The following is a 24,225-nucleotide window of genomic DNA, read 5'->3' as shown; positions in this document are numbered from 1 at the left end:
AGCGCTTCGCACTCCAACGGGGGCAAGCCCCCTCGCCACAGAATGCGGTCACTTCAATTCAGCACTGTTGCCTTAAGCGCAACAGTCCTTTCATGAATCCGCTCTTTTTCCCCGCCTCAATGCCCCTTATCTTTGCCGTACCAAACAGCACTTGCCAAGCAAGAAGGTTTTAAAGATGTCCAACACCATGGGTATTGCCAGCGCTTTCGTTTTGTCCTCGTTGTTCCTGTCTCCGGTCGCCATGGCTGAAGAGTCGCAGACTTTCGCCGCGCACAACACCGCACGAGCTGCTGCGTTCGAAGAGTATCAGAGCGAAATGACGGCCAAGGCTCAGGATGCCGCGCAAACCCCTCAGGCGTCGACCAGCCGGGCCCAGACAGGACTCGAGAAAGACAGCTGACTGTTAGACATCACTCTGTTTCCCTCGACACTTTCATCGGCTCTTTCCGTTGAAAGTTGTCTTCAAGCCGCTGCTATCAGCGGCTTTTTTTCGCCGGTTCGTTGCAATTGCCGTAACGATAACCGAGCGATCATCGACGACCCGTTTACCTTTTTCTGACACCCGCTACAAAAAAGGCCAGCATGTTTTGCTGGCCTTTTTTTTGCTTGGGATTTATACAGGCGCTGTAAACGCAATCGGTGTCCGGCGCTCTGCCCCGGCGCTTGCACCAGAAGTCTCTTATCGCCTTATCAGTAGAAGTCAGAACCATGAGTGTGCGCCATGCGATACCTCACCACTCGATCCGTTCGACGCGACCGGAACGGATTCTGACTCTCGGCAGTTTACTGCTGGTGATTGCAATACTGAGCATTGTCGCCTTCCTGCTGATCCGTGAACGCGCCAACGCCGAGTTGTCCGCCACTCGCGCTGCGTCCAATATCGTGCAGTTGATCGACGCCGACGTCCTGCGCAACATACAACTCTATGATCTGTCATTGCTCGGTTTGATCGCCGCCTCGCAGCGTGAAGACCTCAAATCCGTCTCCCCGCTTATCCGTCACCTGGCCTTGTTCGACCGCGCCACGGCTGCGCCCTATAAAGGCGACATTTTGTTGCTCGACAACCAGGGCGACGTGATGGCCGACTCGGCCTCGGTGCAACCCAGAAAGGGCAACTTTGCCGACCGTGAATATTTCCAGTCCCATGTGAATGATCGGACCCCGGGCATGTTCATCAGCCGCCCGTTCAGGTCCGCAGAGGCAGGACAAGACTGGCGTATCAGTTTCAGCCGCCGGATCAACGGCGCCCAAGGCGAATTCCTGGGGGTGGCCGAAGCCGCCATGCGTTTGAACTACTTTGATCAGTTGTTCAACAGTTTGAACATAGGTCGGGACAGCACCATCACCCTGATCAGCAAGGACGGGATCCTCCTGGCCCTGCAACCGCGTCCGACCGAGGAGCTGATCGGCAAGGACTTCAGCAACCGTCCGAACTTCCAGCGCATCGTCAAAGAAGGCAACGGCAGCTTCACCGGCACTTCAAGCCTCTACCAGGATGAACGCCTGTACACGTTCTCCAAGGTGGGCGACTTGCCGTTGATCGTCATCGTTGCCCTGTCCAGCGACGAAGTCTATGCGTCGTGGAAGCGCACGGCGCTGGTGGTCAGCCTGGCGACCCTGGCCCTGTGCGCGAGCCTGCTCTGGTTGACCTGGTTGTTCAGCCGGGAATTGCGCCTGCGGCATAACGCCGAGCAGGAACTGGCGCAACTGGCCGCCACGGATTCGTTGACCGGTCTGGCCAACCGCCGAACCCTGGATCAGGTCCTGCGCCATGAATGGTTTCGTGCCCAACGCTCGGGCATGCCGCTATCGCTGCTGATGATCGATGCCGACCACTTCAAGGCGTTCAACGATCGCCATGGGCATCAGGCTGGCGATGATGCGCTGCGCACGGTGGCCCGGGTGATCAGCGCCCATGTCCGACGGCCGGCGGATCTGGTTGCCCGTTATGGCGGCGAGGAGTTTTCGGTGATTCTTGCCGAAACCGACAGCCAGGGTGCGCAGCGGATTGCCGAACATATCCGTTCAGCGGTCGAGCAGTTGCCGTTGACGACGGATGCAGAGTCGCCGATGACTGTCAGTATCGGGATCAGCACCTGGACCACAAAGAGCGACATCAGCCTGGAGCAATTGCTGTTTGCCGCGGACAAGGCGTTGTATCAGGCGAAGGAAAGTGGGCGTAATCGGGTTGTCGCTGCGATCTTTTGATCTTTTCATTCGCTGGGTATAAAAAAAGGCCGCCCGAAGGCAGCCTTGAAAAACTAGAGAGGTTTTTTGCTTACACGGCCGCAACTGGGCGCATGTAAGAGATCGGTGCAGTGCTGGCGTCTTCGAAAGTCACGACTTCCCAGGCATCGGTCTGCTCAATCAACTTGCGCAGCAGCTGGTTGTTCAAAGCATGTCCGGACTTGAAGCCCCTGAACTCACCAATCAGGCTATTGCCCAACAGGTAGAGGTCACCAATTGCATCGAGGATCTTGTGCTTGACGAATTCGTCTTCATAACGAAGGCCGTCTTCGTTCAGTACACCATCCGCGTCGACCACAATAGCGTTTTCAACGCTGCCGCCGAGTGCGAGGTTGTGCTTGCGCAGATACTCGATGTCACTCATGAAACCAAAGGTACGGGCGCGGCTGACTTCTTTTACGAACGAAGTACTGGAAAAATCCACGCTTGCACTTTGGGTGCGGTCACGGAAAACCGGGTGATCGAAATCGATCTCGAAACTCACCTTGAAGCCTTCGAAAGGGACGAAAGTGGCGCGCTTGTCGCCGTCTTCCACTGTCACTTCGCGCAGGATGCGGATGAATTTCTTGGCGGCGTCCTGTTCTTCCAGGCCCGCCGACTGAATCAGGAATACGAAAGGTCCAGCGCTACCATCCATGATCGGAACTTCGGACGCGGAGAGCTCGACGTAGGCGTTATCGATGCCCAGGCCAGCCATGGCCGAGAGCAAGTGCTCTACCGTATCCACCTTGGTGTCACCACTGACCAACGTGGTCGACATCGTGGTTTCACCAACGTTTTCCGCGCGTGCAGGAATCTGCACCACAGGGTCGAGGTCGGCACGACAAAACACAATGCCGGTATCGACAGGCGCTGGCTTGAGGGTCAGGTATACCTTCTCCCCGGAGTGCAGGCCTACACCTGTGGCACGGATAATATTTTTCAGTGTGCGTTGTTTAATCATGGCTTGGGCCGCTTCAGCGCAAATTGCGAACTGGTATCAACAAAGGCTGGCGATAATAGCAGACCACGCCTTTGCTGAACACCAATCACCTTCATAGCCCTGATACATTCCATCAATCGGCCTGACGACGCAGGAAAGCCGGAATGTCCAGGTAGTCCAGGTCGTCTTGCGGATTCATCTTCGCGGCAGCCGCAGCACCGGCCTGAGCCTGGTTGCGCATGACGGTCGGACGGTCCAGGTCACGGTAGTTTACCGCAGGCGCTTCATGGCGTGCAGGGGCTTGTTGTTGTGGCTGGGAAGCCATGGAGGTATGAACGGTATTATCAATGAGCTTCACAGCCTTCTCGATTTTCGCGCCCAGACCTGTGGCAACCACAGTCACATGCAGCTCGTCGCGCATGTCCGGATCGATAACGGTACCGACCTTGACCATCGCGTGCTCGGAAGCGAAGGCTTCGATGATGCTACCCACGTCGGAGTACTCACCCAGGGACAGGTCAGGACCGGCGGTGATGTTCACCAGGATGCCGCGTGCACCTTGCAGGTTCACGTCTTCGAGCAACGGGTTGCGAATGGCCGCTTCGGTGGCCTCGCGTGCACGGTTCGGACCGCTCGCGCAGCCAGTGCCCATCATTGCCATGCCCATTTCGCTCATCACGGTACGGACGTCGGCGAAGTCGACGTTGATCATGCCCGGACGCTTGATGATGTCGGAGATACCGCGAACGGCACCGGCCAGTACATCGTCGGCCTTGGCGAAAGCCGACAGGAGGCTTGCGTCCTTGCCGAGGATGGTCAGCAGCTTCTCGTTGGGAATGGTGATCAACGAGTCGACGCTTTCAGACAGCAGACGGATACCTTCGTCGGCGATCTGCATGCGCTTGCGGCCTTCGAACGGGAACGGACGGGTCACCACCGCAACGGTGAGGATCCCCATTTCCTTGGCCACTTCAGCAATGATCGGCGCAGCACCGGTACCGGTACCGCCGCCCATGCCAGTGGTGATGAACACCATGTTGGTGCCCTGCAGGACTTCGGCAATGCGCTCACGGTCTTCGAGAGCGGCCTGACGACCTACTTCAGGGTTGGCGCCAGCGCCGAGACCTTTGGTCACGCCGGTGCCCAGTTGCAGGATGGTCCGCGCGCCGATGCTTTTCAGCGCCTGGGCATCAGTGTTGGCGCAGATGAATTCGACGCCTTCAATGTTGCTCTTGACCATATGGTTGACGGCGTTGCCGCCGCCTCCGCCAACACCGATAACTTTAATAACCGGGCTTGCGGGGATGTTGTCTACGAGTTCGAACATTTTCCCTCTCCTTTCATTTCTCTAGTTTTTGCGCCTACTGCCTGTATCTACAACGGTGCTGCGGTAAATCTTTAGAAGTTGCCTTGGACCCAGCTCTTGAAGCGATCGAGCAAGGCGACTTTCGGTTCTTCATTGCTGTAACTGTCGCGGCTGCTGATGCCCGAGAACGAAATCCCGTCGGACTGCTTCTGCAGGCCGTACATCAACAGGCCGACGCCGGTGGAGTAGATCGGGTTGCGGACCACGTCGTCCAGGCCCTTGACGCCATGGGGCACGCCCAGGCGGACCGGCATGTGGAAGATCTCTTCGGCCAGTTCGACCGCGCCTTCCATTTTCGAGGTACCGCCGGTCAGCACGATGCCGGCCGGGATCAGGTCTTCGTAGCCGCTGCGACGCAGTTCGGCCTGGATCAGCGTGAACAGCTCGTCGTAACGCGGCTCGACCACTTCGGCCAGGGCCTGGCGGGACAGCTCGCGCGGCGGACGGTCGCCGACACTTGGCACCTTGATGGTTTCACCGGCACCGGCCAGCTTGGCCAGGGCGCAGGCGTAGCGAATCTTGATTTCTTCGGCGTACTGGGTCGGGGTGCGCAACGCCATGGCAATGTCGTTGGTCACCTGGTCGCCCGCAATCGGGATCACCGCGGTGTGACGGATCGCGCCTTCGGTGAAGATTGCGATGTCGGTGGTGCCGCCGCCGATGTCCACCAGGCACACGCCCAGCTCTTTCTCGTCGTCGGTCAGGACCGAATAGGCGGAAGCCAGCTGTTCGAGAATGATGTCGTCGATTTCCAGGCCGCAGCGACGCACGCATTTTTCAATGTTCTGTGCGGCGTTGACGGCACAGGTGACTACGTGGACCTTGGCTTCCAGGCGTACGCCGGACATGCCCAGCGGCTCACGCACGCCTTCCTGGTTATCGATCACGTAATCCTGCGGCAGGGTATGCAGCACGCGCTGGTCAGCCGGGATCGCCACAGCCTGCGCGGCGTCGAGCACGCGCTCAAGGTCGGCGGCGCTGACTTCGCGATCGCGAATAGCCACGATGCCGTGGGAGTTCAGGCTGCGGATGTGATTGCCCGCCACGCCGACGAACGCCGAGTGAATGCGGCAACCAGCCATCAGCTGCGCCTCTTCGATCGCGCGCTGGATCGACTGCACGGTGGACTCGATGTTCACCACCACGCCTTTCTTCAGGCCACGGGACGGATGGGTACCGATCCCGACGATTTCCAGCGTGCCGTCGTCCGAGACCTCGCCGACCAGCGCCACCACCTTGGAGGTGCCGATATCGAGACCGACGATCATTTTGCCGCTTTGCACGTTTGCCATGGGTCCTGCCTCTTCTTAATTCTTCGCGACAGCGGGTTGGGCCGTCGTGGGCGCTACAGGTTCCCGCCAGCCAACAGCGAGGCCGTTGGCGTAGCGCAGATCGATGCGCGCAATGTTCGTAATCTGTTCTTTGAGCGTCTTGTCATAGATGGCAATGAAGCGGCGCATCTTTTCCACCTGGTTGCCGCGTCCCAGCAGCAGTTCAATCCCCGGACCCGCGCTGCCGGCGCCGGTGGTCAGGAACCAGCTGCCTCGATCACGCAACTCCAGCCGTGCAATCGAGAAGCCCAATGGCCTGAGCATCTGGCTCAGCACCTGGTATTGCTGCATCACTTTCTGTTGAGCCCGTTGTGGGCCGAACAGCTGTGGCAAGTGTTCGTAGTTCGCCAGTTCACGCGGGGTGAACGCCTGTCCCTGGTTGTTCAACAGCGATTCATCGCCCCAACGGGCCACCGGCAGTTGCTCTTCCAGGCGGATCACCACTTGATCCGGCCACACCCTGCGCACTTCCGCGTGGGCAATCCATGGCATCTGTTCCAGCTCGGTGCGCATGCCCGCCAGGTCGATGGTGAAGAAGCTCGCCGCCACGAATGGCGCTATCCGCTGCTGCACCGCTTGCTGGCTGATGTAACTCAAGTCGCCCTGCACGGCGATTTTGCTGATCGGCCGATCGGCATACGGCAGCAAACGCTGCGTGCCTTCGTAGGTGCCAAAACCCAGCACGACCAGCAGCACTGGCCAGAACAGGCTTTTGATAAAAGCAAAATTGGCTTTCGGCAGGCGCGCAGACATCGGCTCTTTGGCCACCATTCGGCTGGCACCCCGCGGCACCGGCTTGCGGCCGGTCGGTGCGGGGGGCTGATGTCTCAGCTGTGCGCCTTGCATGGTCTTAACCTCGCGGCTCTTCGTTACTGTCAGCGTGGCTGGCAGCGTTACCGGCAACACTGGCTGCCAGGATCGCCAATACCAGTTGCTGGAAATCCAGGCCGGCGGCACGGGCCGCCATCGGCACCAGACTGTGATCGGTCATGCCCGGCGCGGTGTTGACTTCCAGGAACCAGAACTGCCCGTCGGCGTCCTGCATCACGTCCGCCCTGCCCCAACCGGCGATACCCAGCGCCTCACAGGCTTTGGCCGTGAGGTCCATGAGTTCTTGTTCTTTACTGCTGTCCAGGCCGCAGGGGATCCGGTACTGGGTATCGGATGCCACGTACTTGGCGTCGTAGTCGTAGAAACTGTGCGTCGTGCCCAGGGCAATCGGTGGCAACACCTGGTCACGCAGGGTGGCGATGGTGAACTCCGGACCTTGAATCCATTGCTCGACCAACACTTGCGAATCGTAGGTACTGGCCGCTTTCCACGCGTCGATCAATTCAGACGCGGAGGTCACTTTGGCCATCCCGATACTTGAACCTTCATGGGCCGGTTTGACGATCAAAGGGAAGCCCAGTTCCGTCGCCGCCGAAATACAATCGGCCTCACAGCTCAGCACGGCATGGCGGGGCGTCGGAATGCCGAGGCTGTGCCAGACCTGTTTGGTGCGCAGTTTGTCCATCGCCAGTGCCGAGGCCAGGATGCCGCTGCCGGTGTACGGAATACCCAGGCATTCCAGCAGGCCCTGCATGCTGCCGTCTTCACCGCCACGACCGTGGAGGATGATGAAGGCGCGATCGATTTTTTCGTTCTGCAGACGCTGCAAAAGGTCATCGCCCACGTCGAGACCAAACGCATCCACACCGGCGCTTAGCAGCGCGTCGAGCACCGCGTTGCCCGACTTCAGGGAGACCTCACGCTCGGCACTCTTGCCGCCGAAGAGCACGGCGACGCGGCCGAAGTCTTTCGGCGCAATAGTGGAGACGAGGTTGGCGTAAGCAGCAGTCATTTCAACTTCCCCACGCTCGGCGCAGCAACGGCGCCAGCGAACAACGGACTCTTCAACAGCTTCGGTGCGAGACCACCGATGTCACCGGCGCCCTGGCACAGCAGGATGTCGCCGGCACGCAGCAGCGGCTTGACCAACGGCGCGAGATCGACGCCACGTTCGATGTAGATCGGGTCGAGCTGACCGCGCTGGCGGATGCTGTTGCACAGCTTGCGGCTGTCGGCCCCGGGGATCGGCTCTTCGCCGGCGGGATAGACTTCCATCAGCAGCAGCACGTTGGCATCGGCCAATACATTGACGAAATCGTCGTACAGGTCGCGGGTGCGGCTGTAGCGGTGCGGCTGGTAAACCATCACCAGGCGGCGCTCCGGCCAGCCACCGCGCACGGCTTTGATGACCGCGGCCACTTCGGTCGGGTGGTGACCGTAGTCGTCGACCAGCATCACGCTGCCGCCTTCTACCGGCAGTTCGCCGTAGACCTGGAAGCGTCGACCGACTCCCTGAAACCCGGACAGGCCCTGGACGATGGCTTCATCGCTGACGCCCTCGTCAGTGGCGATGCAGATGGTGGCCAGCGAGTTGAGCACGTTGTGGTTGCCCGGCATGTTTACCGAGACATCCAGCGGTTCACGGTCAGGACGCAGCACAGTGAAGAAGGTCTGCATGCCTTGCTGGCGCACATTGATCGCGCGCACGTCGGCGTCATCGTCGAAGCCGTAGGTGACGGTCGGACGCTTGACCAATGGCAGGATTTCGCGCACCACCGGATCGTCCAGGCACACCACCGCCAGACCGTAGAACGGCAGGTTGTGCAGGAACTCGACGAAGGTTTTCTTCAGCTTGTTGAAGTCACCGTCGTAGGTCGCCATGTGATCGGCGTCGATGTTGGTGACCACGGCCACCAACGGCTGCAAGTGCAGGAAACTGGCGTCGCTTTCATCGGCTTCGGCAATCAGGTAGCGACTGGAGCCGAGCTGGGCATTGGTGCCCGCTGCATTCAGACGGCCACCGATCACGAATGTCGGGTCCAGGCCACCGGCGGCGAACACCGAAGCGATCAGGCTGGTGGTGGTGGTTTTGCCGTGGGTACCGGCGACGGCGATGCCGTGGCGATAACGCATCAGCTCGGCGAGCATTTCTGCCCGCGGCACCACCGGAATCCGGCGTTCCAGGGCCGTGGCGACTTCCGGGTTGGACGTGTTCACGGCACTGGAGGTGACCAGTACATCGGCGTTCGCGGCGTTCTCGGCACGGTGGCCGATGAAGATCTGCGCGCCGAAGGACTCGAGACGCTCGGTCACCGGCGAAGCCTTCAGGTCGGAACCGGACACTTGATAGCCCAGGTTCAGCAGCACTTCGGCGATGCCGCACATGCCCACGCCGCCAATACCGACGAAGTGGATGCGACGGATGCGGCGCATTTCAGGATGTGGCATGGCTTTCTGATTCTCAACCATGGGCCACCTCCAGGCAGGTATCGACCACGTTACGGGTGGCATCGGGTTTGGCCAGGCGGCGGGCGGCGGTGGCCATGTCGGCGAGTCGTTGTGGTTGCATCAGGACCTCTGTCAGGCGTGCGGCAAGATCCGCTGCGCCAGTCGTTCTTTGTGGCATCAGGAAGGCAGCGCCTTCACGGGCCAAATAATCGGCGTTGCGGGTCTGGTGATCGTCGATCGCATGGGGCAATGGCACCAGCATCGAGGGCAGACCGGCGGCGGCCAGTTCACTGATGGTCAGCGCGCCTGCGCGGCACACCACCAGGTCGGCCCAGCCATAGGCTTGGGCCATGTCTTTGATGAAAGGCTGCACTTGCGCCTCGACGCCAGCCGCGCGATAGCGCTCTGTGGTCACTTCATCGTGGTTTTTGCCGGCCTGATGAAACACGTCCGGACGCAGGTCGGGGGCGACTTGCGACAGGGCTTCAGGCAGCAACTTGTTCAACGGTTCCGCCCCCAGGCTTCCGCCCAGGATCAGCAAACGCGCCTTGCGCCCCGCCAGGGCGGGTCGCGGTGTATCGAGGAACAGCTCGGTGCGCACAGGGTTACCGGTGGTCCGACGGCTGCCCGACAGGGTAAAGGTGTCGGGGAACGCTTCACAGACCCGGGCGGCCAACGGCACCAGCAACCGATTGGCGGTACCGGCCACTGCGTTCTGCTCGTGAACGATCACCGGCACGCCCGCCAGTTTGGCCGCGACGCCGCCAGGACCGGTCACAAAACCACCAAAGCCGACCACACACACCGGCTGCAGCTGGCGAATGATCGCCCGTGCCTGCCAAATGGACTTGAGCACCATGAACGGGGCCTTGAGCAGAGACAACTTGCCCTTGCCGCGCAGGCCACTGGCGTTGATCCGGTGCAGCTCGATACCGGCCATCGGCACCAGTTCATTCTCGATGCCGCGCGGGGTCCCGAGCCAATGCACGGTATAACCCCGGGCCTGGAACTCGCGTGCACAGGCCAGCGCCGGGAACACGTGGCCACCGGTGCCGCCCGCCATGATCAGGACATTAGCGCCCATGGGTCGGCTCCTCGGCGAAGTCGCTCTCCTGGAACTCCATCTCTTCACTGCCCAGGTGGGTTCGACTCTCCCACTCGATGCGCAGCAACAAGCCGAGACAGGCACAGCAGATCACCAGCGAACTGCCGCCATAACTGAGGAACGGCAGGGTCAGGCCCTTGGTCGGCAACAGGCCGACGTTCACCCCGATGTTGATCAGGAACTGACCGATCCACAGGAACGACAGGCCGTAGGCCACATACGCCGCGAAATACTGCTTGGCTTTCTCAGCCCACAAGCCGATGTACATGCCGCGCACACACACGAACACGAACAGGCCGACGGTGCACAGGGAACCCACCATGCCGAGCTCTTCGGCCAGGACCGAGAACACGAAGTCAGTGTGAGCTTCCGGCAGGTAGAACTGCTTCTGCACGCTATTGCCCAGGCCAACGCCCAGCCACTCGCCACGACCGAAGGCGATCAGCGCCTGGGTCAGCTGGTAGCCCGAACCGAACTGGTCGGCCCAGGGGTCGGTGAAGGTAATCAGACGAGCCATCCGGTAGGGTTGCGCCTGCACCAGGACGGTCACCGCCCCGACTGCCAGCGCCACCATCAAGGTGAAGCGGAACAGCCCGACCCCGCCGAGGAACAGCATCGCGGCCGCCGCGCCCATCATGACCACCGTGGCACCGAAGTCCGGCTCCATCAGCAGCAGACCGGCCATCGGCAGCAGCACGATGAAGGGCTTGAAGAACCCCATCCAGCTTTCGCGCACTTCTTTCTGGCGACGCACGAGGTAGCCGGCGAGGTAAATGACGACAAATACCTTGGCGATTTCCGATGGCTGTACGTTGAAGAAACTGAAACCGATCCAGCGCATCGACCCGTTCACCTCACGGCCGATCCCCGGGATGATGACCATCACCAGCAAACCGAAGGCACCGAGCAGCATCAGCCAGCCGAGGCGTTGCCAGGTGGCAATCGGAATCATCATGGTGACGACGCACGCCCCCAGGCCGAGGACCAGGTAAATCAGGTGGCGGATCATGTGATACAGGGTATTGCCCGATTGCACGGCGGCCACTTCCGACGACGCGGAAGTGATCATGACCAGCCCCAGGCCGAGCAGCGCCAGGCAACCGGCGAGCATCGGGAAGTCGAGGTCGATACCGCGCCCGGTGATGATCGGCGATGGATACGGCTTGATGATGTTTCTCAGGCTCATGCCAGTTCCTCCACGGCGCGGACGAACTGGTGACCACGGTCTTCGTAGTTCTTGAACATGTCGAAACTGGCGCAGGCCGGCGACAGCAGCACCGCGTCGCCCTTTTCCGCGATAGCGCGGCATTGCGCGACGGCTTCGTCCAGCGAACTGACGCGAATCAGCGGCACGGCATCGCCAACGGCCTCACCGATCCTGTCGGCGTCACGGCCCAGCAAAATCACGGCACGGCAGTTGGCCGCGACCGGATCGCGCAGGTCCTTGAACTCGGCACCCTTGCCGTCGCCACCGGCGATCAGCACGAGTTTGCCGTCGATGTCCGCGCCCAGGCCTTCGATGGCGGCCAGTGCGGCCCCGACGTTGGTGGCCTTGGAATCGTTGTAGTAGCTCACGCCATCCAGGTCGCGGACCCATTGGCAGCGATGTTCGAGACCGGCGAAGGTGCGCAGGCTTGCCAGCATGGCGTCGAACGGCAGGCCCACGGCATGGCCCAGCGCCAATGCGGCCAGGGCGTTGGACTGGTTATGCGCACCGCGAATTTTCAACTCGCGCACCGGCATCAGGTTCTGGAATTCGAAGGCCAGGTACTTCTCGCCATCTTCTTCGCGAATGCCAAACGCCTTGAAATCGGGCTTGCTCAAGCCGAAGGTCCAGCACGGCTGGCCCTCGCCCATCAACGGACGGCTCAGGGCATCCTGACGGTTGACCACGAACTGCCTGGCGCCACGGAAAATCCGGTGCTTGGCCAGGTGATAGGCCGGCAGACCGCTGTAGCGGTCCATGTGGTCTTCGCTGACATTGAGCACAGTCGCCACTTCAGCGCCGAGATTATCGGTGGTCTCAAGCTGGAAACTCGACAGTTCCATCACGTACAGCTCGACATCGTCGCTGAGCAGGTCCAGCGCTGGCGTGCCAAGGTTGCCCCCGACAGCGACACGCTTGCCCGCCGCAGCCGCCATCTCGCCGACCAGGGTGGTGACAGTGCTTTTCGCGTTGGAACCGCTGATGGCGACAATCGGCGCTTTCGCGTTACGCGCGAACAGCTCGATGTCGCCGGACAATTTCACGCCACGGGCGGCGGCAGCCTGCAGGGCCGGGGTCGCCAGCGCCAGGCCGGGGCTCACGTAGAGCTCGTCGGCACGGCACAGGAACTCGACGTCCAGCTCGCCACAACGCACTTCCACGTGCGGATAGTCACGCTTGAGCGTGGCCAGTTCCGGTGGAGTGTCCCGCGTATCGGCCACGGCAAACGACACGCCCCGGTTCGCCAGGAAGCGAACCAGGGACATGCCGCTCTTGCCGAGGCCGACAACGATGCGGAAGTGGTCAGAAGCGATCAGAGACACTCGTTCTACCTCAGCTTCAGGGTGGCAAGGCCGACCAGTACCAGAATCACCGTGATGATCCAGAATCGGACGATCACACGCGGCTCGGGCCAGCCCTTGAGTTCAAAGTGGTGGTGAATCGGTGCCATGCGAAACACACGGCGACCGGTCAGCTTGAAGGATGCAACCTGGATGACGACCGACAGGGTCTCCATCACGAACACGCCGCCCATGATGAACAGGACGATTTCCTGACGGACGATCACCGCGATAGTGCCCAGGGCCGCGCCCAGCGCCAGTGCGCCAACGTCGCCCATGAACACCTGTGCCGGATAGGTGTTGAACCAGAGGAAGCCCAGGCCCGCGCCGATCAGCGCGCCGCAGAATACAATCAACTCACCGGCGCCCGGTACATAAGGAATCAGCAGGTATTCAGCGAACTTCACGTTACCCGAGAGGTAGCAGAAGATCCCCAGACCGCCGCCAACCATCACGGTCGGCATGATCGCCAGGCCGTCGAGGCCGTCGGTCAGGTTGACCGCGTTGCTCGATCCGACGATCACGAAATAGGTCAGCACGATGAAGCCTGCGCCCAGCGCAATGCTGTGGTCCTTGAGCATCGGCAGGATCAGGGTGGTTTCCACCGGCGTTGTGGCGGTCATGAACAGGAAGATCGCCGCCCCCAGGCCGAACACCGATTGCCAGAAATACTTCCAGCGACTCGGCAGACCACGGGAGTTCTTCTCGATCACCTTGCGGTAGTCGTCGACCCAGCCGATGGCGCCGAACAGCAAGGTCACCACCAGCACGGTCCAGACATAACGGTTGCTCAGGTCAGCCCAGAGCAAGGTGCTGACGCCGATGGACGAAAGAATCAGCGCGCCGCCCATGGTCGGGGTGCCCGACTTGGACAGGTGCGATTGTGGACCGTCGTTGCGAACGGACTGGCCGATCTGACGGTTCTGCAAAGTACGGATCATCCACGGGCCATAGCACAGCGACAAAACCAGCGCGGTCAGCACACCGAGGATCCCGCGCAGGGTCAGGTACTGGAAGACCGCGAAGCCTTTGTAGAACTGTTGCAGATACTCCGCTAGCAGCAGCAGCATTAATGTTTCTCCAGACGGGTCCCGCACAAAGCGGCGACGATGTTTTCCATCGCAGCGCTGCGCGAGCCTTTGATCAAAATGGTGGTGTTTGTGTCTTGCTCGGCGTCGAGAGCCTTGATCAGTTCAGCCTGTGTGCTGAAGTGCCAGGCCTGTTCACCGAAAGCGTTCACGGCGTGAGCCATCATTGGCCCTACGGCATAGAGCGCGGATACCTTGCCGCGGGCGTATTCGCCCACATCGCGGTGCCCCTGCTCCGCCCATTTGCCCAACTCGCCGATATCCCCGAGCACCAGGACGGTGCGGCCGGAAAAGCCGGCCAGTATATCAACGGCGGCACACATGGAGGTGGGGTTCGCGTTGTACGTGTCATCGATCACGCGCATGCCATTGCTGGCCAGTTGCGCAACAGTGCGGCCCTTGACCGGTTGCACCGCGCCGAGGCCGGTGACGATGCCGGACAGCGATACACCCAGCGCATGGGCTGCTGCGGCGGCGGCCAGGGCATTGGCGACGTTATGGGTGCCGAGCAGGTTCAGTTGAACCCGCGCCTCGCCTTCGGGACTGTGCAGAATGAAGGCCGGGCACCCGCGAGCGTCGCGGTCCAGATCGCTGGCATGGAAGTCGGCGCTGACATTGCTCAGGGCGAACGTCAGCACCTGGCGACCGGCAGCGCGGGCCTTCCAGATGGCGAACGCCTTGTCGTCGAGATTGAGCACGGCGATGCCATCGGCTTCCAGCCCTTCAATGATCTCCCCCTTGGCCTCGACGATTTTTTCCGGCCCGCCAAACTCACCGACGTGGGCCGTGCCTGCGTTGTTGAGCACGGCCACATGTGGCTTGGTCATGGCGACGGTGTAGGCAATTTCACCGAGCCGCGAAGCGCCTAGCTCGATCACTGCAGCGGTGTGTTCCGGCGCGAGTTCGAGCAGGGTCAGCGGCACGCCGAGGTCATTGTTCAGATTGCCACGGGTCGCCAGTACCGATCCGCGCGTGCGCAGGATGCCGGCGAGCATTTCCTTGACCGTGGTCTTGCCGCTGGAACCGGTGATGGCGGCCACGGGATGGGTGAACGCGGCACGATTCATCGCGCCCAGTTGCCCCAGCGCCTGGCGGGTATCCTTGACCAGCAATTGCGGCAGTGCGCTGTCGGCGACTTCACGCTCGACCAATGCACCGGCGGCACCCAGGCTAGCCACCTCGTTCAAATAGTCATGGCCATCGAAGCGCGGACCGGTCAGGGCAATAAACAGTTGGCCGGGCTGGATGGCGCGGCTGTCGATACTGACGCCATCGAACGTGGCATCGGCCACGAGCAGTTGGCCGTTCAGCGCGCCGGTCAATTCGCTCAGTTTCAACGCTTTAAGCATGGGCCACCTCCCACGCGGTCAAGGCATGATCGGCCTCGACCAGATCGGAGAATGGGTGACGCTGGCCGTTGATTTCCTGATAGTCCTCATGACCTTTGCCGGCCAGGACAATCACGTCATCGGCCGAAGCGCCGGCAATCAGCTGGGCGATCGCCTGGCCACGGCCAGCGACGAACGTGATTTTATCCACAGCCGTGAAGCCGGCGCGGATGTCATCGAAAATCACTGCCGGGTCTTCGGTACGCGGGTTGTCGTCGGTCACCAGCACCCTGTCAGCCAGGCGCTCGACCACTTCGGCCATCAGCGGACGCTTGCCGCGATCGCGATCACCGCCGCAACCGAACAGGCACAGCAATCGACCTTTGGCGTGTGGACGCAGGGCCATCAAGACTTTTTCCAGCGCGTCCGGCGTGTGGGCGTAATCGACCACCACCAACGGCTGGGAACCCCCGCCAAGCCGCTGCATGCGACCGGCCGGGCCTTCGAGTTTCGGCAGCACCTTGAGAATTTCGTCCAGGGCGTAGTCCAGACCGAGCAAGGCGCCAATGGCGGCGAGCACGTTGCTCAGGTTGAAGCGACCGAGCAAGGTGCTGCGCAGATGGTGTTGACCCTGCGGGGTAACCAATGTGGCGCGCACGCCTTCGTCGTCGAACTGCGCTTCACGGCAATAAAGATAGGCGCTGGAATCTTGCAGGCTGTAGGTGATCAGGCGCGACTCGCGTTTTTCGCTGGCCAGTCGCCGGCCGAAATCGTCGTCCAGGTTGATCACGCGGCATTTCAGATCGTTCCAGGCAAACAGCTTGGCCTTGGCTTCGCCATAGGCCTGCATGGTGCCGTGGTAATCCAGATGATCGCGGGACAGGTTGGTCATCACCGCCACATCGAACGCCAACGCAGTCACGCGGCCCTGATCCAGACCGTGGGAAGAAACTTCCATCGCCACGGCTTTGGCACCGGCCTTTTTCAGGTCGGCAAGGGTGGCTTGCACGGCGATCGGGTTCGGCGTGGTGTGCAGGCCGCTTTGCAGCGCGCCGTGGAAACCGGTGCCAAGAGTGCCGACGATGCCACAATGCTGACCGAGCAGATCCAGCGCTTGCGCGACCAACTGCGTGACGCTGGTTTTACCGTTGGTGCCGGTAACGCCGATCAGATTCAGATGGCGGCTCGGATCACCGTAAAAACGCCCCGCGATGTCCGACAACTGCGCCGCCAGGCCCTTGACCGGAATCAGCGGCACGTCGGTGATCGGCAGCACTGTTGCGCCTTCGACCTCGTAAGCCACGGCCGCGGCACCGCGCTGCAAGGCATCGGCAATGTGTGCGCGACCGTCGAACTTGCCGCCAGGAACGGCGAGGAACAGATCGCCCGCCCGCACATTGCGGCTGTCCAGGGTCAGTTCGCGGATCAGCAGATCGCGACCGGCGTGGGCGAAAATCTTATTCAGGCTCAGAGACATCAGCCGCGCCCTCCATTGGCTTTCAGCGGAACGACCGGTGTTGCGTTCGCTTGTTGAACAGGTGGCAGATTGTCCGGGGTGATGTTCATCAGCCGCAGGGTCCCGGACATCACTTTGCTGAACACTGGCGCCGATACCAGGCCACCGTAGTAACCGGCCTTGGTCGGTTCATCGATCACCACGACGATCGCGTAGCGCGGATCGTTCATCGGACCGAAGCCGGCAAACAACGAGCGGTAGGAGTTCACGGCATAGCCTTTGGTCCCGACCGACGTTTTACGCGCGGTACCCGACTTGCCTCCAACGTGATACGCCGGGACCTGCGCCCGGAACACACCCCGTGGGGCTTCGATCACTTGCTGCAGCATGGTCTGCATGGTTTTCGCGACCGCTTCCGGCAGCACCTGGCTCGATTGCGGCGGCTTGTCGGTCTTGATCAGCGTCAGCGGCGCGAGACGACCGTTGTTGGCCAGAGCCGAGAAGGCGTGGACCAGCTGGATCGCGGTCACGGAAATGCCGTATCCGTAGGACAACGTGGCGGTTTCAGCCTTGCGCCATTCGCGGTAGTTCGGCAGGTTGCCGACGCGCTCGCCCGGGAAACCCAGACCGGTGTCCTGGCCGAGACCGACTTTCTGTGCCAGACGGAAAATGGTTTCGCCGCCGATGTCGAACGCGACCTTACTCATGCCCACGTTACTGGAATTGATCAGAATCCCGGTCAGGTCGAGGACCGGACCTTCGGATTTGGAAACGTCCCGAATGGTGTACTTGCCCAGCTGCAGGGTGCCCGGGTAAACCTCGACGGTATCGCTGGGTTTCCAGCGACCCGTTTCGATGGCGGCGCTCATGGAGATCGCTTTCATGGTCGAACCCGGCTCGAACACATCGATCATCGCGCGGTTACGCATCATCGCCGGTTGCAGGTTGCGCCGGTTGTTCGGGTTGTAGGTCGGCTGGTTGACCATGGCGAGGATCTCGCCGGTCTTCACGTCCATGATCACCAGGCTGCCAGCCTTGGCGCCGTTCTCGATGATCGCGTTGCGCAGTTCACGGTTGGCCAGATATTGCAGGCGCAGGTCAATGGACAACGCCAAGGGCTTTCCGGCCTTGGCGTTTTTGGTGACCTGGACATCCTTGATAAGTCGACCGCGCCGGTCCTTGATGACCTGTCGCTTGCCCGGCACCCCGGCCAGCCATTCGTCGTAGGCCAGCTCGACCCCTTCTCGACCGTGGTCGTCGATGTCGGTAAATCCGACCATGTGCGCGGTGACTTCACCGGCCGGGTAGAAACGCCGGAATTCTTCAATGCCATAAACGCCCGGCACTTTCAGATCGAGCACGGACTGGCCTTGCTCGGGGGTGAGCCCGCGCACCAGGTAAATGAATTCTTTATTGGCCTGGGCTTCGAGACGTTCGGCCAGGGCTTTGGGATCCTGACCCAACGCCGCGGCCAGTGCTGGCCACTTCTCTTTGGCCAGCTGCATTTCCTTGGCGTTGGCCCACAGGGTGGTGACCGGCGTACTCACGGCCAAAGGCTCGCCATTACGGTCGGTGATCAGTCCACGGTGAGCCGGAATCGGGATATGTCGAACACTGCGCGCATCGCCCTGGCCTTTAAGAAAGGCACGGTCGACCACTTGCAGGTCAATGATGCGCCAGGCAATGGCCGCGACCATGATGCCGAGCAAGCCCAGCACCAGGCGGAAACGCCAGGGGAAGAGCGCGCCTTCGAGTTTCATCATGGCGCCACCATCTGCACTTCAGCGGCACCGGGAATGCGCATTTTCAGTTGCTCGGTGGCCAGGACTTCGATACGGCTGTGGGCCGTCCAGGTGCTCTGTTCGAGAATCAGCCGGCCCCATTCCGCCTGCGCCTTGTCGCGCACGCTCAACTCGTTGTACAGCGTGTTCAGCAGCTGACGGTTCCAGTGGGCGCTGTAGGAGACGCCGACGGCAGACACGAGCACGCCAATAAACAGCAGCAGCATGAAAAAGCTTCCGCCAGGAAGTGGCTTGGCGAAAAGCCTGCTCACCGCAACTTCTCCGCGACACGCATGATGGCGCTACGGGAACGTGGGTTGGCTTTGAGTTCGGCCTCGGAGGCGGACTGCGCTTTGCCATGGACTTTGATTTTCGGTTCGAAGGCGACGTGACGGACCGGCAGGTTGCGCGGCAGGTTGTCGGCTTCGCCTTTCACCAGTTTGCGCATGAACAGTTTGACGATGCGGTCTTCCAGCGAATGGAAGCTGATCACCACCAGACGACCGCCGACTTCCAGGCATTCCAGGGCGGCTTCGAGGCCGGCCTCCAAGTCGCCCAGTTCGTTGTTGACGTGGATGCGCAGGCCCTGGAACGCACGGGTCGCCGGGTTCTTGCCCTTTTCCCACGCAGGGTTGGCGACTTTCAGGACTTCAGCCAGATCGGCAGTGCGCTCGAACGGCTTGATGTCACGACGCTCGGCCACGGCACGAGCCATGCGACCGGAGAAACGTTCTTCGCCGTACTCCTTGAACACCCGGGCAATTTCTTCCACCGGCGCGGTGTTGACGAATTCGGCAGCGCTGATCCCGCGAGACGGGTCCATGCGCATGTCCAACGGGCCATCGTTGAGGAAACTGAAGCCGCGCTCAGGGTCGTCGAGCTGCGGCGAAGACACGCCCAGATCGAGCAGGACGCCGCTGACCTTGCCCGCCAGGCCGCGTTCGGCGACTTCCGAACCGAGCTCGGCAAAGCTACGCTGTACAACGACAAAGCGGCCGTCTTCGGCCGCTAGCGTTTGCCCGGTGGCAATCGCTTGAGGATCTTTATCGAACCCGAGCACCCGACCATCGGGACCGAGCTGGCTGAGGATCAACCGGCTGTGTCCGCCGCGCCCGAACGTACCGTCCAGATAGCAGCCATCAGGTCGTACGGCGAGAGCCTCGACGGCTTCGTCAAGCAGTACGGTGATGTGGTTAAAGCCGCTATCAATAGTCACAGGATCAAATCACGCAGTTCATCAGGCATGGCGCCCGGTTGTTGAATGGCAGCCAGGTCAGCGGCAGAAACCGCATCCCAGGCATCCTCGTCCCACAATTGGAACTTGTTCAGTTGGCCTACCAGCATCGCGCGCTTATCCAACTTGGCATATTCACGAAGACGCGGCGGGACCAGAAAACGACCACTGCCATCGAGCTCGAGGTCGACGGCATTACCAATCAGTAAACGTTGCAGGCGGCGGTTCTCTTCGCGAAGCGAAGGCAGTGCGCGCAGTTTGGTTTCGATAATTTCCCACTCATCGAGGGGATAAACACACAGACATGGATCAACGGCATCGATGGTGACGATCAACTGACCGGAACTGCGCGAAACCAGCTCGTCACGGTACCGACTCGGCATGGCGAGACGGCCCTTTGCATCGAGACTGATTGCATTAGCTCCGCGAAACACGAGCGTTTCTCCAAATTGTAGCGCTTATAGCTCAAAAAACCCACTTCATGCCACTTTCCGCCACTTGTGCACACTATAGGAATGCGGCTACCGCACCGTCAAGGCGCACATCAAAGGAAAACCCTTACAGAACTTGGATTTAGGAACATAAAGGAAGGGGTCACGAGGATCAGGCAGATGAAGCTGGCCAATAACTTGAGCTAACACAGAAGGTTGGGCCCAGAAGTTAAAGTAGTTTGTTAAGAGTAAGATTTTTTCGATATTACGAAAGGGCTTCTGCTGACGATTCTGAAAGGAGGGAAATTGCCATCACGAGACCCCTGCTCAGAGTTAAGCAGAGGCTGAAAAAAAGGTGGAGAGTCGATCTGTAAGCCGGGTTCTGTCTTGAACAGTCATTCGTCTACGATGGCCATCACTGGACATCTTTAGCAACCTACCCGGTCCCAGCGCGGGCCACGCCTTGGGACCCTATTTGGTCTTGCTCCAAGTGGGGTTTACCTAGCCACGAACTGTTGCCAGTCGTGCGGTGCGCTCTTACCGCACCTTTTCACCCTTACCGGCGCCGAAGCGCTTAGGCGGTTATTTTCTGTGGCACTTTCCGTAGGCTCACGCCTCCCAGGCATTACCTGGCACTTCGCCCTATGGAGCCCGGACTTTCCTCCCCCCCCTAATTTTCATAGAGGGCAGCGACTGTCCGATCGACTCTCCGCCGCGAAGGTTAACGGTAGAGCGGCCGAAGAACAAGCGCTAAACGCCTTTGGCCATGCCTTCGCGTCGGGTTTTACTCGCCCTTCTGTTTATCCAGCGCGACCTGGTAGAGCACATTCTTGCGCTCGCCGGTAATCTGCGCCGCCAACGCGGCGGCCCGCTTGAGCGGCATTTCCTCGAGCAACAGATTGAGGATACGCATCGCTTCACTGCTGACGGCATCCTCGGTTTCGGGCGCCGACCAGCCCGCCACCAACACCACGCATTCGCCGCGCTGCTGATTGCTGTCCGACTCGACGAACTCGCGAAGCCCGGCCAATGGCAAGCCCTTGAGCGTTTCAAACGTTTTGGTCAGTTCGCGCGCCAGCAACGCCGGACGCTCCGGCCCGAAGACCAGCTCCATGTCTTGCAGGCATTCAAGGATGCGGTGCGGGGCCTCATAGAAAATCAGCGTGCGCGGCTCTTCCTTTACCTGCTCCAGACGCGCACGGCGACCCACGGCCTTGGCCGGGAGGAAGCCTTCGAAAATGAAACGATCCGACGGCAGGCCCGCGGCCGACAACGCCGCAATCAATGCGCAGGCGCCCGGCACCGGCACCACATTGATCCCCGCGGCACGGGCCTGACGCACCAGGTGATAACCCGGATCGGAAATCAGCGGCGTCCCGGCATCGGAGATCAGCGCCACATCGTCACCGGCCAGCAGGCGGGTAATAAAGCGGCTACCTTCATCCCGTTCGTTGTGTTCATGGCAGGCCGCCAGCGGCGTGGGAATGCCGAAGTGCTGCATCAGCCGCTGCGAGTGGCGGGTGTCTTCGGCGGCAATCAAGGCCACCTCGCGCAGGATCTTCAGTGCCCGCGCACTGATGTCGTCCAGGTTGCCGATGGGCGTCGCCACCACATAAAGCGAGCCAGCAGCGGAATTCAAAGCACCTGGAGCAGTCAAAGCGCACACCTCATGATCGGTAAAAGCCGCCATTGTAGCGCGTAGCGACGTTCGCGACAGGCGCAAGCCGTCCTCGGTTTTGCTGCCTTTTTTGCCATACTGCAACATTTGCATGAGCTAAATTGATCGATTCACGCCAGTAACATCGCGCCCCGGCCAGTGCTTGGGTACAATTCCACGCTAATTTGATCGAGTATCAGGAACACTACATGATCGCTTGCCTGCGGCTGTTCACTGCCCTCTGCCTCGCTGCCTTGCTGGCGGCTTGCGCCAGCTCGCCCTCCTCCAGCCTTGGCGAACTTCCACGGACCCCTGATGCCAGTATCGAGCAACTGCTCCAACAGGCCGCTCAAAGCAAAGACGCGGAAAAAGCTGCATTGCTGCGCTTGAATGCGGCAGACCTGGCCTATCGCCAGGGCAATGCCGGCCAGTCCGCGCAAATCCTGCAACAAGTGCCCGTCGAGCAACTCAAGCCTGGCCCGCAGGTTTTCGCCAGCACCCTGGCGGCTGAACTGGCCATGGTTCGCAATCAGCCGAAAGCGGCGTTGACGGCACTGAGCCATCCGAGCCTGCAACGCCTGGGCGAACTGCCGGTCGAGCAACAAATCCGTACCAGTGCCGTTCATGCCCGCGCCCTTGAAGCCGATGGCCAGACCGTGGCCGCGGCACGGCAACGCATCTTTATCGCCCCGATGCTTGAAGGTGAAGCTGCCAGCAACAACCACGAAGCGATCTGGACCCTGATCTCATCGCTGCCAATCGATCAATTGCAGCCGGCCGCCACCGAAGACCTCGGCGGCTGGATGCGCCTGGCCCAGGCCGTGAAAACCGCCGGCACCCTCGAACAGCAGCAAGCCGCGATCGACAACTGGCTCGCGCAGAACCCCAAGCACCCTGCCGCCCTTCAACTGCCGTCGCCGCTGACCAAACTCAAGGAACTGGCCAGCCAGCCCCTGGGCAAGATCGCCCTGTTGCTGCCGCAGGAAGGACCGCTGGCGGCGGTGGGCAAAGCATTGCGCGAAGGGTTCATGGCTGCTCACTACCAGGCGCAACAGGCCGGCCAGCAACCACCCGCCATCGAGTTCTATGACAGCTCGCGCCTGACGTCCCTGGACGAGTTCTATCGCCAGGCCCAGGCCGATGGCGTGCAACTGGTCGTCGGGCCGCTGGAGAAGCCGCTGGTCAAGCAGCTCAGCGCCCGTCCGCAATTGCCGATCACCACCCTGGCGCTGAACTACAGCGAAGGCGAACAAGGTCCGGGACAGCTGTTCCAGTTCGGCCTGGCCGCCGAAGACGAAGCCCGCGAAGTATCCCGTCGCGCTCGCGCCGATGGCCTGCATCGCGCCGCCATCATGGTGCCGAAAGGCGAATGGGGTGACCGTGTCATGCGGGCTTTCAGTCAGGACTGGCAGGCCAACGGCGGCAGCATCGTCGCGACCGAGCGCGTCGATCAGCCGGTGCAACTGGCCCAACAGATTGCCGACATGTTCCAGCTGCGCCAGAGCGAAGGTCGCGCCAAGACCCTGCAGAGCACCGTAGGCGGACAGGTCGCTGCCCAGCCTTCGCGTCGCCAGGACATCGAGTTCATCTTCCTCGCGGCAACGCCTCAGCAAGCCCAGCAGATCAAGCCGACCCTGAACTTCCAATACGCGGGTGACGTACCGGTCTACGCCACCTCCCACGTGTTCAGTGCCAGCGGCGACCAGAACCAGTACAACGACATGAATGGCGTGCGCTTCTGCGAAACCCCCTGGTTGCTGGACGCCAACGATCCACTGCGCCGCCAGGTGACCGCTCAATGGCCACAAGCCGGTGGCAGCCTGGGTCGCCTGTATGCGATGGGCGTCGACGCTTATCGCCTGGCGCCACGCCTGGGGCAACTCAAGGCCTTGCCGGACAGCCGTATCGAAGGTCAGTCGGGCAGCCTGGGCATGACGCAAAACCAACGCGTGGTGCGCCAGTTGCCATGGGCCCAGTTCGTCAATGGCCAGGTTCAACGCCTGCCGGACACCCCACGCTGATGCCTGACAGGTCACGCCAGCAAAGCGGAAAAGATGCCGAGCGCCACGCGCTCGAGCACCTTCAGCAACAGGGTCTGCGCCTGCTGGCGCAGAACTGGTTGTGTAAACGCGGCGAGCTTGATCTGGTCATGCTTGATGGCGATACAGTAGTATTCGTTGAAGTCCGCTACAGAAAAAACACCCAATGGGGTGGCGCACTCGATAGCATCGATGGGCGCAAACGGCAGAAACTGATTTTCGCCGCGCAGTATTTTCTTCAGCGCGAGTCGCGTTGGGCCAATTCCCCCTGCCGCTTCGACGTGGTTGCCATCGACAGCAACCTCGCTCAGTTGAATTGGTTGCAGAATGCCTTCGACAGCTGATCGCTTGTGCCGCGAACCGGACACTTTTACCCAACACTTTTGCTCTTTGCTTTGCGGGCTGCACATTCAT

Annotated in this window: 21 protein-coding genes and 1 other RNA gene; 4 read left to right on the top strand and 18 right to left on the bottom strand. The window is 61.0% G+C overall.

The annotated features are described in order from the left end of the window. Nucleotides 1–175 precede the first annotated feature (175 nt). Nucleotides 176–400 (top strand): hypothetical protein, encoded by a 225-nt coding sequence (locus ACA062_RS04565; protein WP_497455388.1) that lies wholly within the window; start codon nucleotides 176–178, stop codon nucleotides 398–400. Nucleotides 401–708: 308 nt separating this feature from the next. Further along, complete coding sequence (locus ACA062_RS04560) at nucleotides 709–2,208, top strand: sensor domain-containing diguanylate cyclase (RefSeq protein ID WP_497455387.1); 1,500 nt, start codon at nucleotides 709–711, stop codon at nucleotides 2,206–2,208. Between the two features lie 70 nt (nucleotides 2,209–2,278). Here ACA062_RS04560 and lpxC read toward each other — a convergent pair whose 3' ends face one another. The 18 genes from lpxC to rsmI all read right to left on the bottom strand — a co-directional run bounded on the left by lpxC (nucleotide 2,279) and on the right by rsmI (nucleotide 21,805). Beyond that, nucleotides 2,279–3,190, bottom strand: coding sequence for a UDP-3-O-acyl-N-acetylglucosamine deacetylase (lpxC, locus tag ACA062_RS04555; protein ID WP_497455386.1), 912 nt, complete (start codon nucleotides 3,188–3,190; stop codon nucleotides 2,279–2,281). A 112-nt stretch (nucleotides 3,191–3,302) separates the two neighbouring features. Further along, the gene (gene ftsZ, locus ACA062_RS04550) at nucleotides 3,303–4,496 is read right to left on the bottom strand and encodes a cell division protein FtsZ (RefSeq protein WP_497455385.1); all 1,194 of its coding nucleotides are present in this window, start codon (nucleotides 4,494–4,496) and stop codon (nucleotides 3,303–3,305) included. Nucleotides 4,497–4,567: 71 nt separating this feature from the next. Next, nucleotides 4,568–5,827 (bottom strand): cell division protein FtsA, encoded by a 1,260-nt coding sequence (ftsA, locus tag ACA062_RS04545; protein WP_128873758.1) that lies wholly within the window; start codon nucleotides 5,825–5,827, stop codon nucleotides 4,568–4,570. Between the two features lie 15 nt (nucleotides 5,828–5,842). Continuing rightward, nucleotides 5,843–6,712, bottom strand: coding sequence for a cell division protein FtsQ/DivIB (locus ACA062_RS04540; RefSeq protein WP_497455384.1), 870 nt, complete (start codon nucleotides 6,710–6,712; stop codon nucleotides 5,843–5,845). Between the two features lie 4 nt (nucleotides 6,713–6,716). Continuing rightward, the gene (locus ACA062_RS04535) at nucleotides 6,717–7,709 is read right to left on the bottom strand and encodes a D-alanine--D-alanine ligase (protein ID WP_497455383.1); all 993 of its coding nucleotides are present in this window, start codon (nucleotides 7,707–7,709) and stop codon (nucleotides 6,717–6,719) included. Continuing rightward, nucleotides 7,706–9,166 (bottom strand): UDP-N-acetylmuramate--L-alanine ligase, encoded by a 1,461-nt coding sequence (murC, locus tag ACA062_RS04530; RefSeq protein ID WP_497455382.1) that lies wholly within the window; start codon nucleotides 9,164–9,166, stop codon nucleotides 7,706–7,708. The genes ACA062_RS04535 and murC overlap by 4 nt, the downstream gene beginning before the upstream one ends. Continuing rightward, entirely contained in the window at nucleotides 9,159–10,229 is a 1,071-nt protein-coding gene (gene murG, locus ACA062_RS04525; RefSeq protein ID WP_497455381.1) for an undecaprenyldiphospho-muramoylpentapeptide beta-N-acetylglucosaminyltransferase, read from the bottom strand. Before murG ends, murC begins: the two co-directional genes overlap by 8 nt. Continuing rightward, nucleotides 10,219–11,436: a putative lipid II flippase FtsW gene (ftsW, locus tag ACA062_RS04520; RefSeq protein ID WP_150797360.1), complete on the bottom strand. Its 1,218-nt coding sequence runs from the start codon at nucleotides 11,434–11,436 to the stop codon at nucleotides 10,219–10,221. Before ftsW ends, murG begins: the two co-directional genes overlap by 11 nt. Next, complete coding sequence (gene murD, locus ACA062_RS04515) at nucleotides 11,433–12,779, bottom strand: UDP-N-acetylmuramoyl-L-alanine--D-glutamate ligase (protein WP_497455380.1); 1,347 nt, start codon at nucleotides 12,777–12,779, stop codon at nucleotides 11,433–11,435. The genes ftsW and murD overlap by 4 nt, the downstream gene beginning before the upstream one ends. Nucleotides 12,780–12,784: 5 nt before the next feature. Then, nucleotides 12,785–13,867 (bottom strand): phospho-N-acetylmuramoyl-pentapeptide-transferase, encoded by a 1,083-nt coding sequence (gene mraY, locus ACA062_RS04510; RefSeq protein WP_497455379.1) that lies wholly within the window; start codon nucleotides 13,865–13,867, stop codon nucleotides 12,785–12,787. After that, on the bottom strand, nucleotides 13,867–15,234 hold the full coding sequence (locus ACA062_RS04505) for a UDP-N-acetylmuramoyl-tripeptide--D-alanyl-D-alanine ligase (protein ID WP_497455378.1): 1,368 nt from the start codon (nucleotides 15,232–15,234) through the stop codon (nucleotides 13,867–13,869). Before ACA062_RS04505 ends, mraY begins: the two co-directional genes overlap by 1 nt. Then, complete coding sequence (locus tag ACA062_RS04500; RefSeq protein ID WP_497455377.1) at nucleotides 15,227–16,690, bottom strand: UDP-N-acetylmuramoyl-L-alanyl-D-glutamate--2,6-diaminopimelate ligase; 1,464 nt, start codon at nucleotides 16,688–16,690, stop codon at nucleotides 15,227–15,229. Before ACA062_RS04500 ends, ACA062_RS04505 begins: the two co-directional genes overlap by 8 nt. Continuing rightward, nucleotides 16,690–18,429, bottom strand: a complete 1,740-nt coding sequence (locus ACA062_RS04495; RefSeq protein ID WP_178110514.1) for a peptidoglycan D,D-transpeptidase FtsI family protein — start codon at nucleotides 18,427–18,429, stop codon at nucleotides 16,690–16,692. Before ACA062_RS04495 ends, ACA062_RS04500 begins: the two co-directional genes overlap by 1 nt. After that, complete coding sequence (gene ftsL, locus ACA062_RS04490) at nucleotides 18,429–18,722, bottom strand: cell division protein FtsL (RefSeq protein WP_128873747.1); 294 nt, start codon at nucleotides 18,720–18,722, stop codon at nucleotides 18,429–18,431. The genes ACA062_RS04495 and ftsL overlap by 1 nt, the downstream gene beginning before the upstream one ends. Next, on the bottom strand, nucleotides 18,719–19,666 hold the full coding sequence (gene rsmH / locus ACA062_RS04485; RefSeq protein ID WP_497455376.1) for a 16S rRNA (cytosine(1402)-N(4))-methyltransferase RsmH: 948 nt from the start codon (nucleotides 19,664–19,666) through the stop codon (nucleotides 18,719–18,721). Before rsmH ends, ftsL begins: the two co-directional genes overlap by 4 nt. Then, on the bottom strand, nucleotides 19,663–20,118 hold the full coding sequence (mraZ, locus tag ACA062_RS04480) for a division/cell wall cluster transcriptional repressor MraZ (protein WP_008147486.1): 456 nt from the start codon (nucleotides 20,116–20,118) through the stop codon (nucleotides 19,663–19,665). The genes rsmH and mraZ overlap by 4 nt, the downstream gene beginning before the upstream one ends. A 352-nt stretch (nucleotides 20,119–20,470) precedes the next feature. Further along, an RNA gene (rnpB, locus tag ACA062_RS04475) (RNase P RNA component class A) lies at nucleotides 20,471–20,824 on the bottom strand. Nucleotides 20,825–20,899: 75 nt separating this feature from the next. Further along, nucleotides 20,900–21,805: a 16S rRNA (cytidine(1402)-2'-O)-methyltransferase gene (gene rsmI, locus ACA062_RS04470; RefSeq protein ID WP_497457361.1), complete on the bottom strand. Its 906-nt coding sequence runs from the start codon at nucleotides 21,803–21,805 to the stop codon at nucleotides 20,900–20,902. A gap of 176 nt (nucleotides 21,806–21,981) precedes the next feature. Here rsmI and ACA062_RS04465 point away from each other — a divergent pair, with 176 nt between their 5' ends. Together ACA062_RS04465 and ACA062_RS04460 are read left to right on the top strand one after the other, a co-directional pair. Further along, nucleotides 21,982–23,793, top strand: a complete 1,812-nt coding sequence (locus ACA062_RS04465) for a penicillin-binding protein activator (RefSeq protein WP_497455375.1) — start codon at nucleotides 21,982–21,984, stop codon at nucleotides 23,791–23,793. Next, entirely contained in the window at nucleotides 23,793–24,155 is a 363-nt protein-coding gene (locus ACA062_RS04460; protein WP_128873743.1) for a YraN family protein, read from the top strand. The genes ACA062_RS04465 and ACA062_RS04460 overlap by 1 nt, the downstream gene beginning before the upstream one ends. The last annotated feature ends 70 nt before the right edge of the window (nucleotides 24,156–24,225 follow it).

It is taken from the genome of Pseudomonas sp. LBUM1679 (assembly GCF_059695565.1).
Note: the sequence above shows the minus strand (reverse complement) of the source record. Positions and strands in the feature narration are given on the sequence as shown.

Excerpts from the sequence above, each read along its gene's own strand:
- ACA062_RS04565 (WP_497455388.1), top strand. The coding sequence starts at position 176 with ATGTCCAACACCATGGGTATTGCCAGCGCTTTCGTTTTGTCCTCGTTG.
- ACA062_RS04560 (WP_497455387.1), top strand. The coding sequence starts at position 709 with ATGAGTGTGCGCCATGCGATACCTCACCACTCGATCCGTTCGACGCGA.
- lpxC (WP_497455386.1), bottom strand. The coding sequence starts at position 3,190 with ATGATTAAACAACGCACACTGAAAAATATTATCCGTGCCACAGGTGTA.
- ftsZ (WP_497455385.1), bottom strand. The coding sequence starts at position 4,496 with ATGTTCGAACTCGTAGACAACATCCCCGCAAGCCCGGTTATTAAAGTT.
- ftsA (WP_128873758.1), bottom strand. The coding sequence starts at position 5,827 with ATGGCAAACGTGCAAAGCGGCAAAATGATCGTCGGTCTCGATATCGGC.
- ACA062_RS04540 (WP_497455384.1), bottom strand. The coding sequence starts at position 6,712 with ATGCAAGGCGCACAGCTGAGACATCAGCCCCCCGCACCGACCGGCCGC.
- ACA062_RS04535 (WP_497455383.1), bottom strand. The coding sequence starts at position 7,709 with ATGACTGCTGCTTACGCCAACCTCGTCTCCACTATTGCGCCGAAAGAC.
- murC (WP_497455382.1), bottom strand. The coding sequence starts at position 9,166 with ATGGTTGAGAATCAGAAAGCCATGCCACATCCTGAAATGCGCCGCATC.
- murG (WP_497455381.1), bottom strand. The coding sequence starts at position 10,229 with ATGGGCGCTAATGTCCTGATCATGGCGGGCGGCACCGGTGGCCACGTG.
- ftsW (WP_150797360.1), bottom strand. The coding sequence starts at position 11,436 with ATGAGCCTGAGAAACATCATCAAGCCGTATCCATCGCCGATCATCACC.
- mraY (WP_497455379.1), bottom strand. The coding sequence starts at position 13,867 with ATGCTGCTGCTGCTAGCGGAGTATCTGCAACAGTTCTACAAAGGCTTC.
- ACA062_RS04505 (WP_497455378.1), bottom strand. The coding sequence starts at position 15,234 with ATGCTTAAAGCGTTGAAACTGAGCGAATTGACCGGCGCGCTGAACGGC.
- ACA062_RS04500 (WP_497455377.1), bottom strand. The coding sequence starts at position 16,690 with ATGTCTCTGAGCCTGAATAAGATTTTCGCCCACGCCGGTCGCGATCTG.
- ACA062_RS04495 (WP_178110514.1), bottom strand. The coding sequence starts at position 18,429 with ATGAAACTCGAAGGCGCGCTCTTCCCCTGGCGTTTCCGCCTGGTGCTG.
- rsmI (WP_497457361.1), bottom strand. The coding sequence starts at position 21,805 with ATGGCGGCTTTTACCGATCATGAGGTGTGCGCTTTGACTGCTCCAGGT.
- ACA062_RS04465 (WP_497455375.1), top strand. The coding sequence starts at position 21,982 with ATGATCGCTTGCCTGCGGCTGTTCACTGCCCTCTGCCTCGCTGCCTTG.
- ACA062_RS04460 (WP_128873743.1), top strand. The coding sequence starts at position 23,793 with ATGCCTGACAGGTCACGCCAGCAAAGCGGAAAAGATGCCGAGCGCCAC.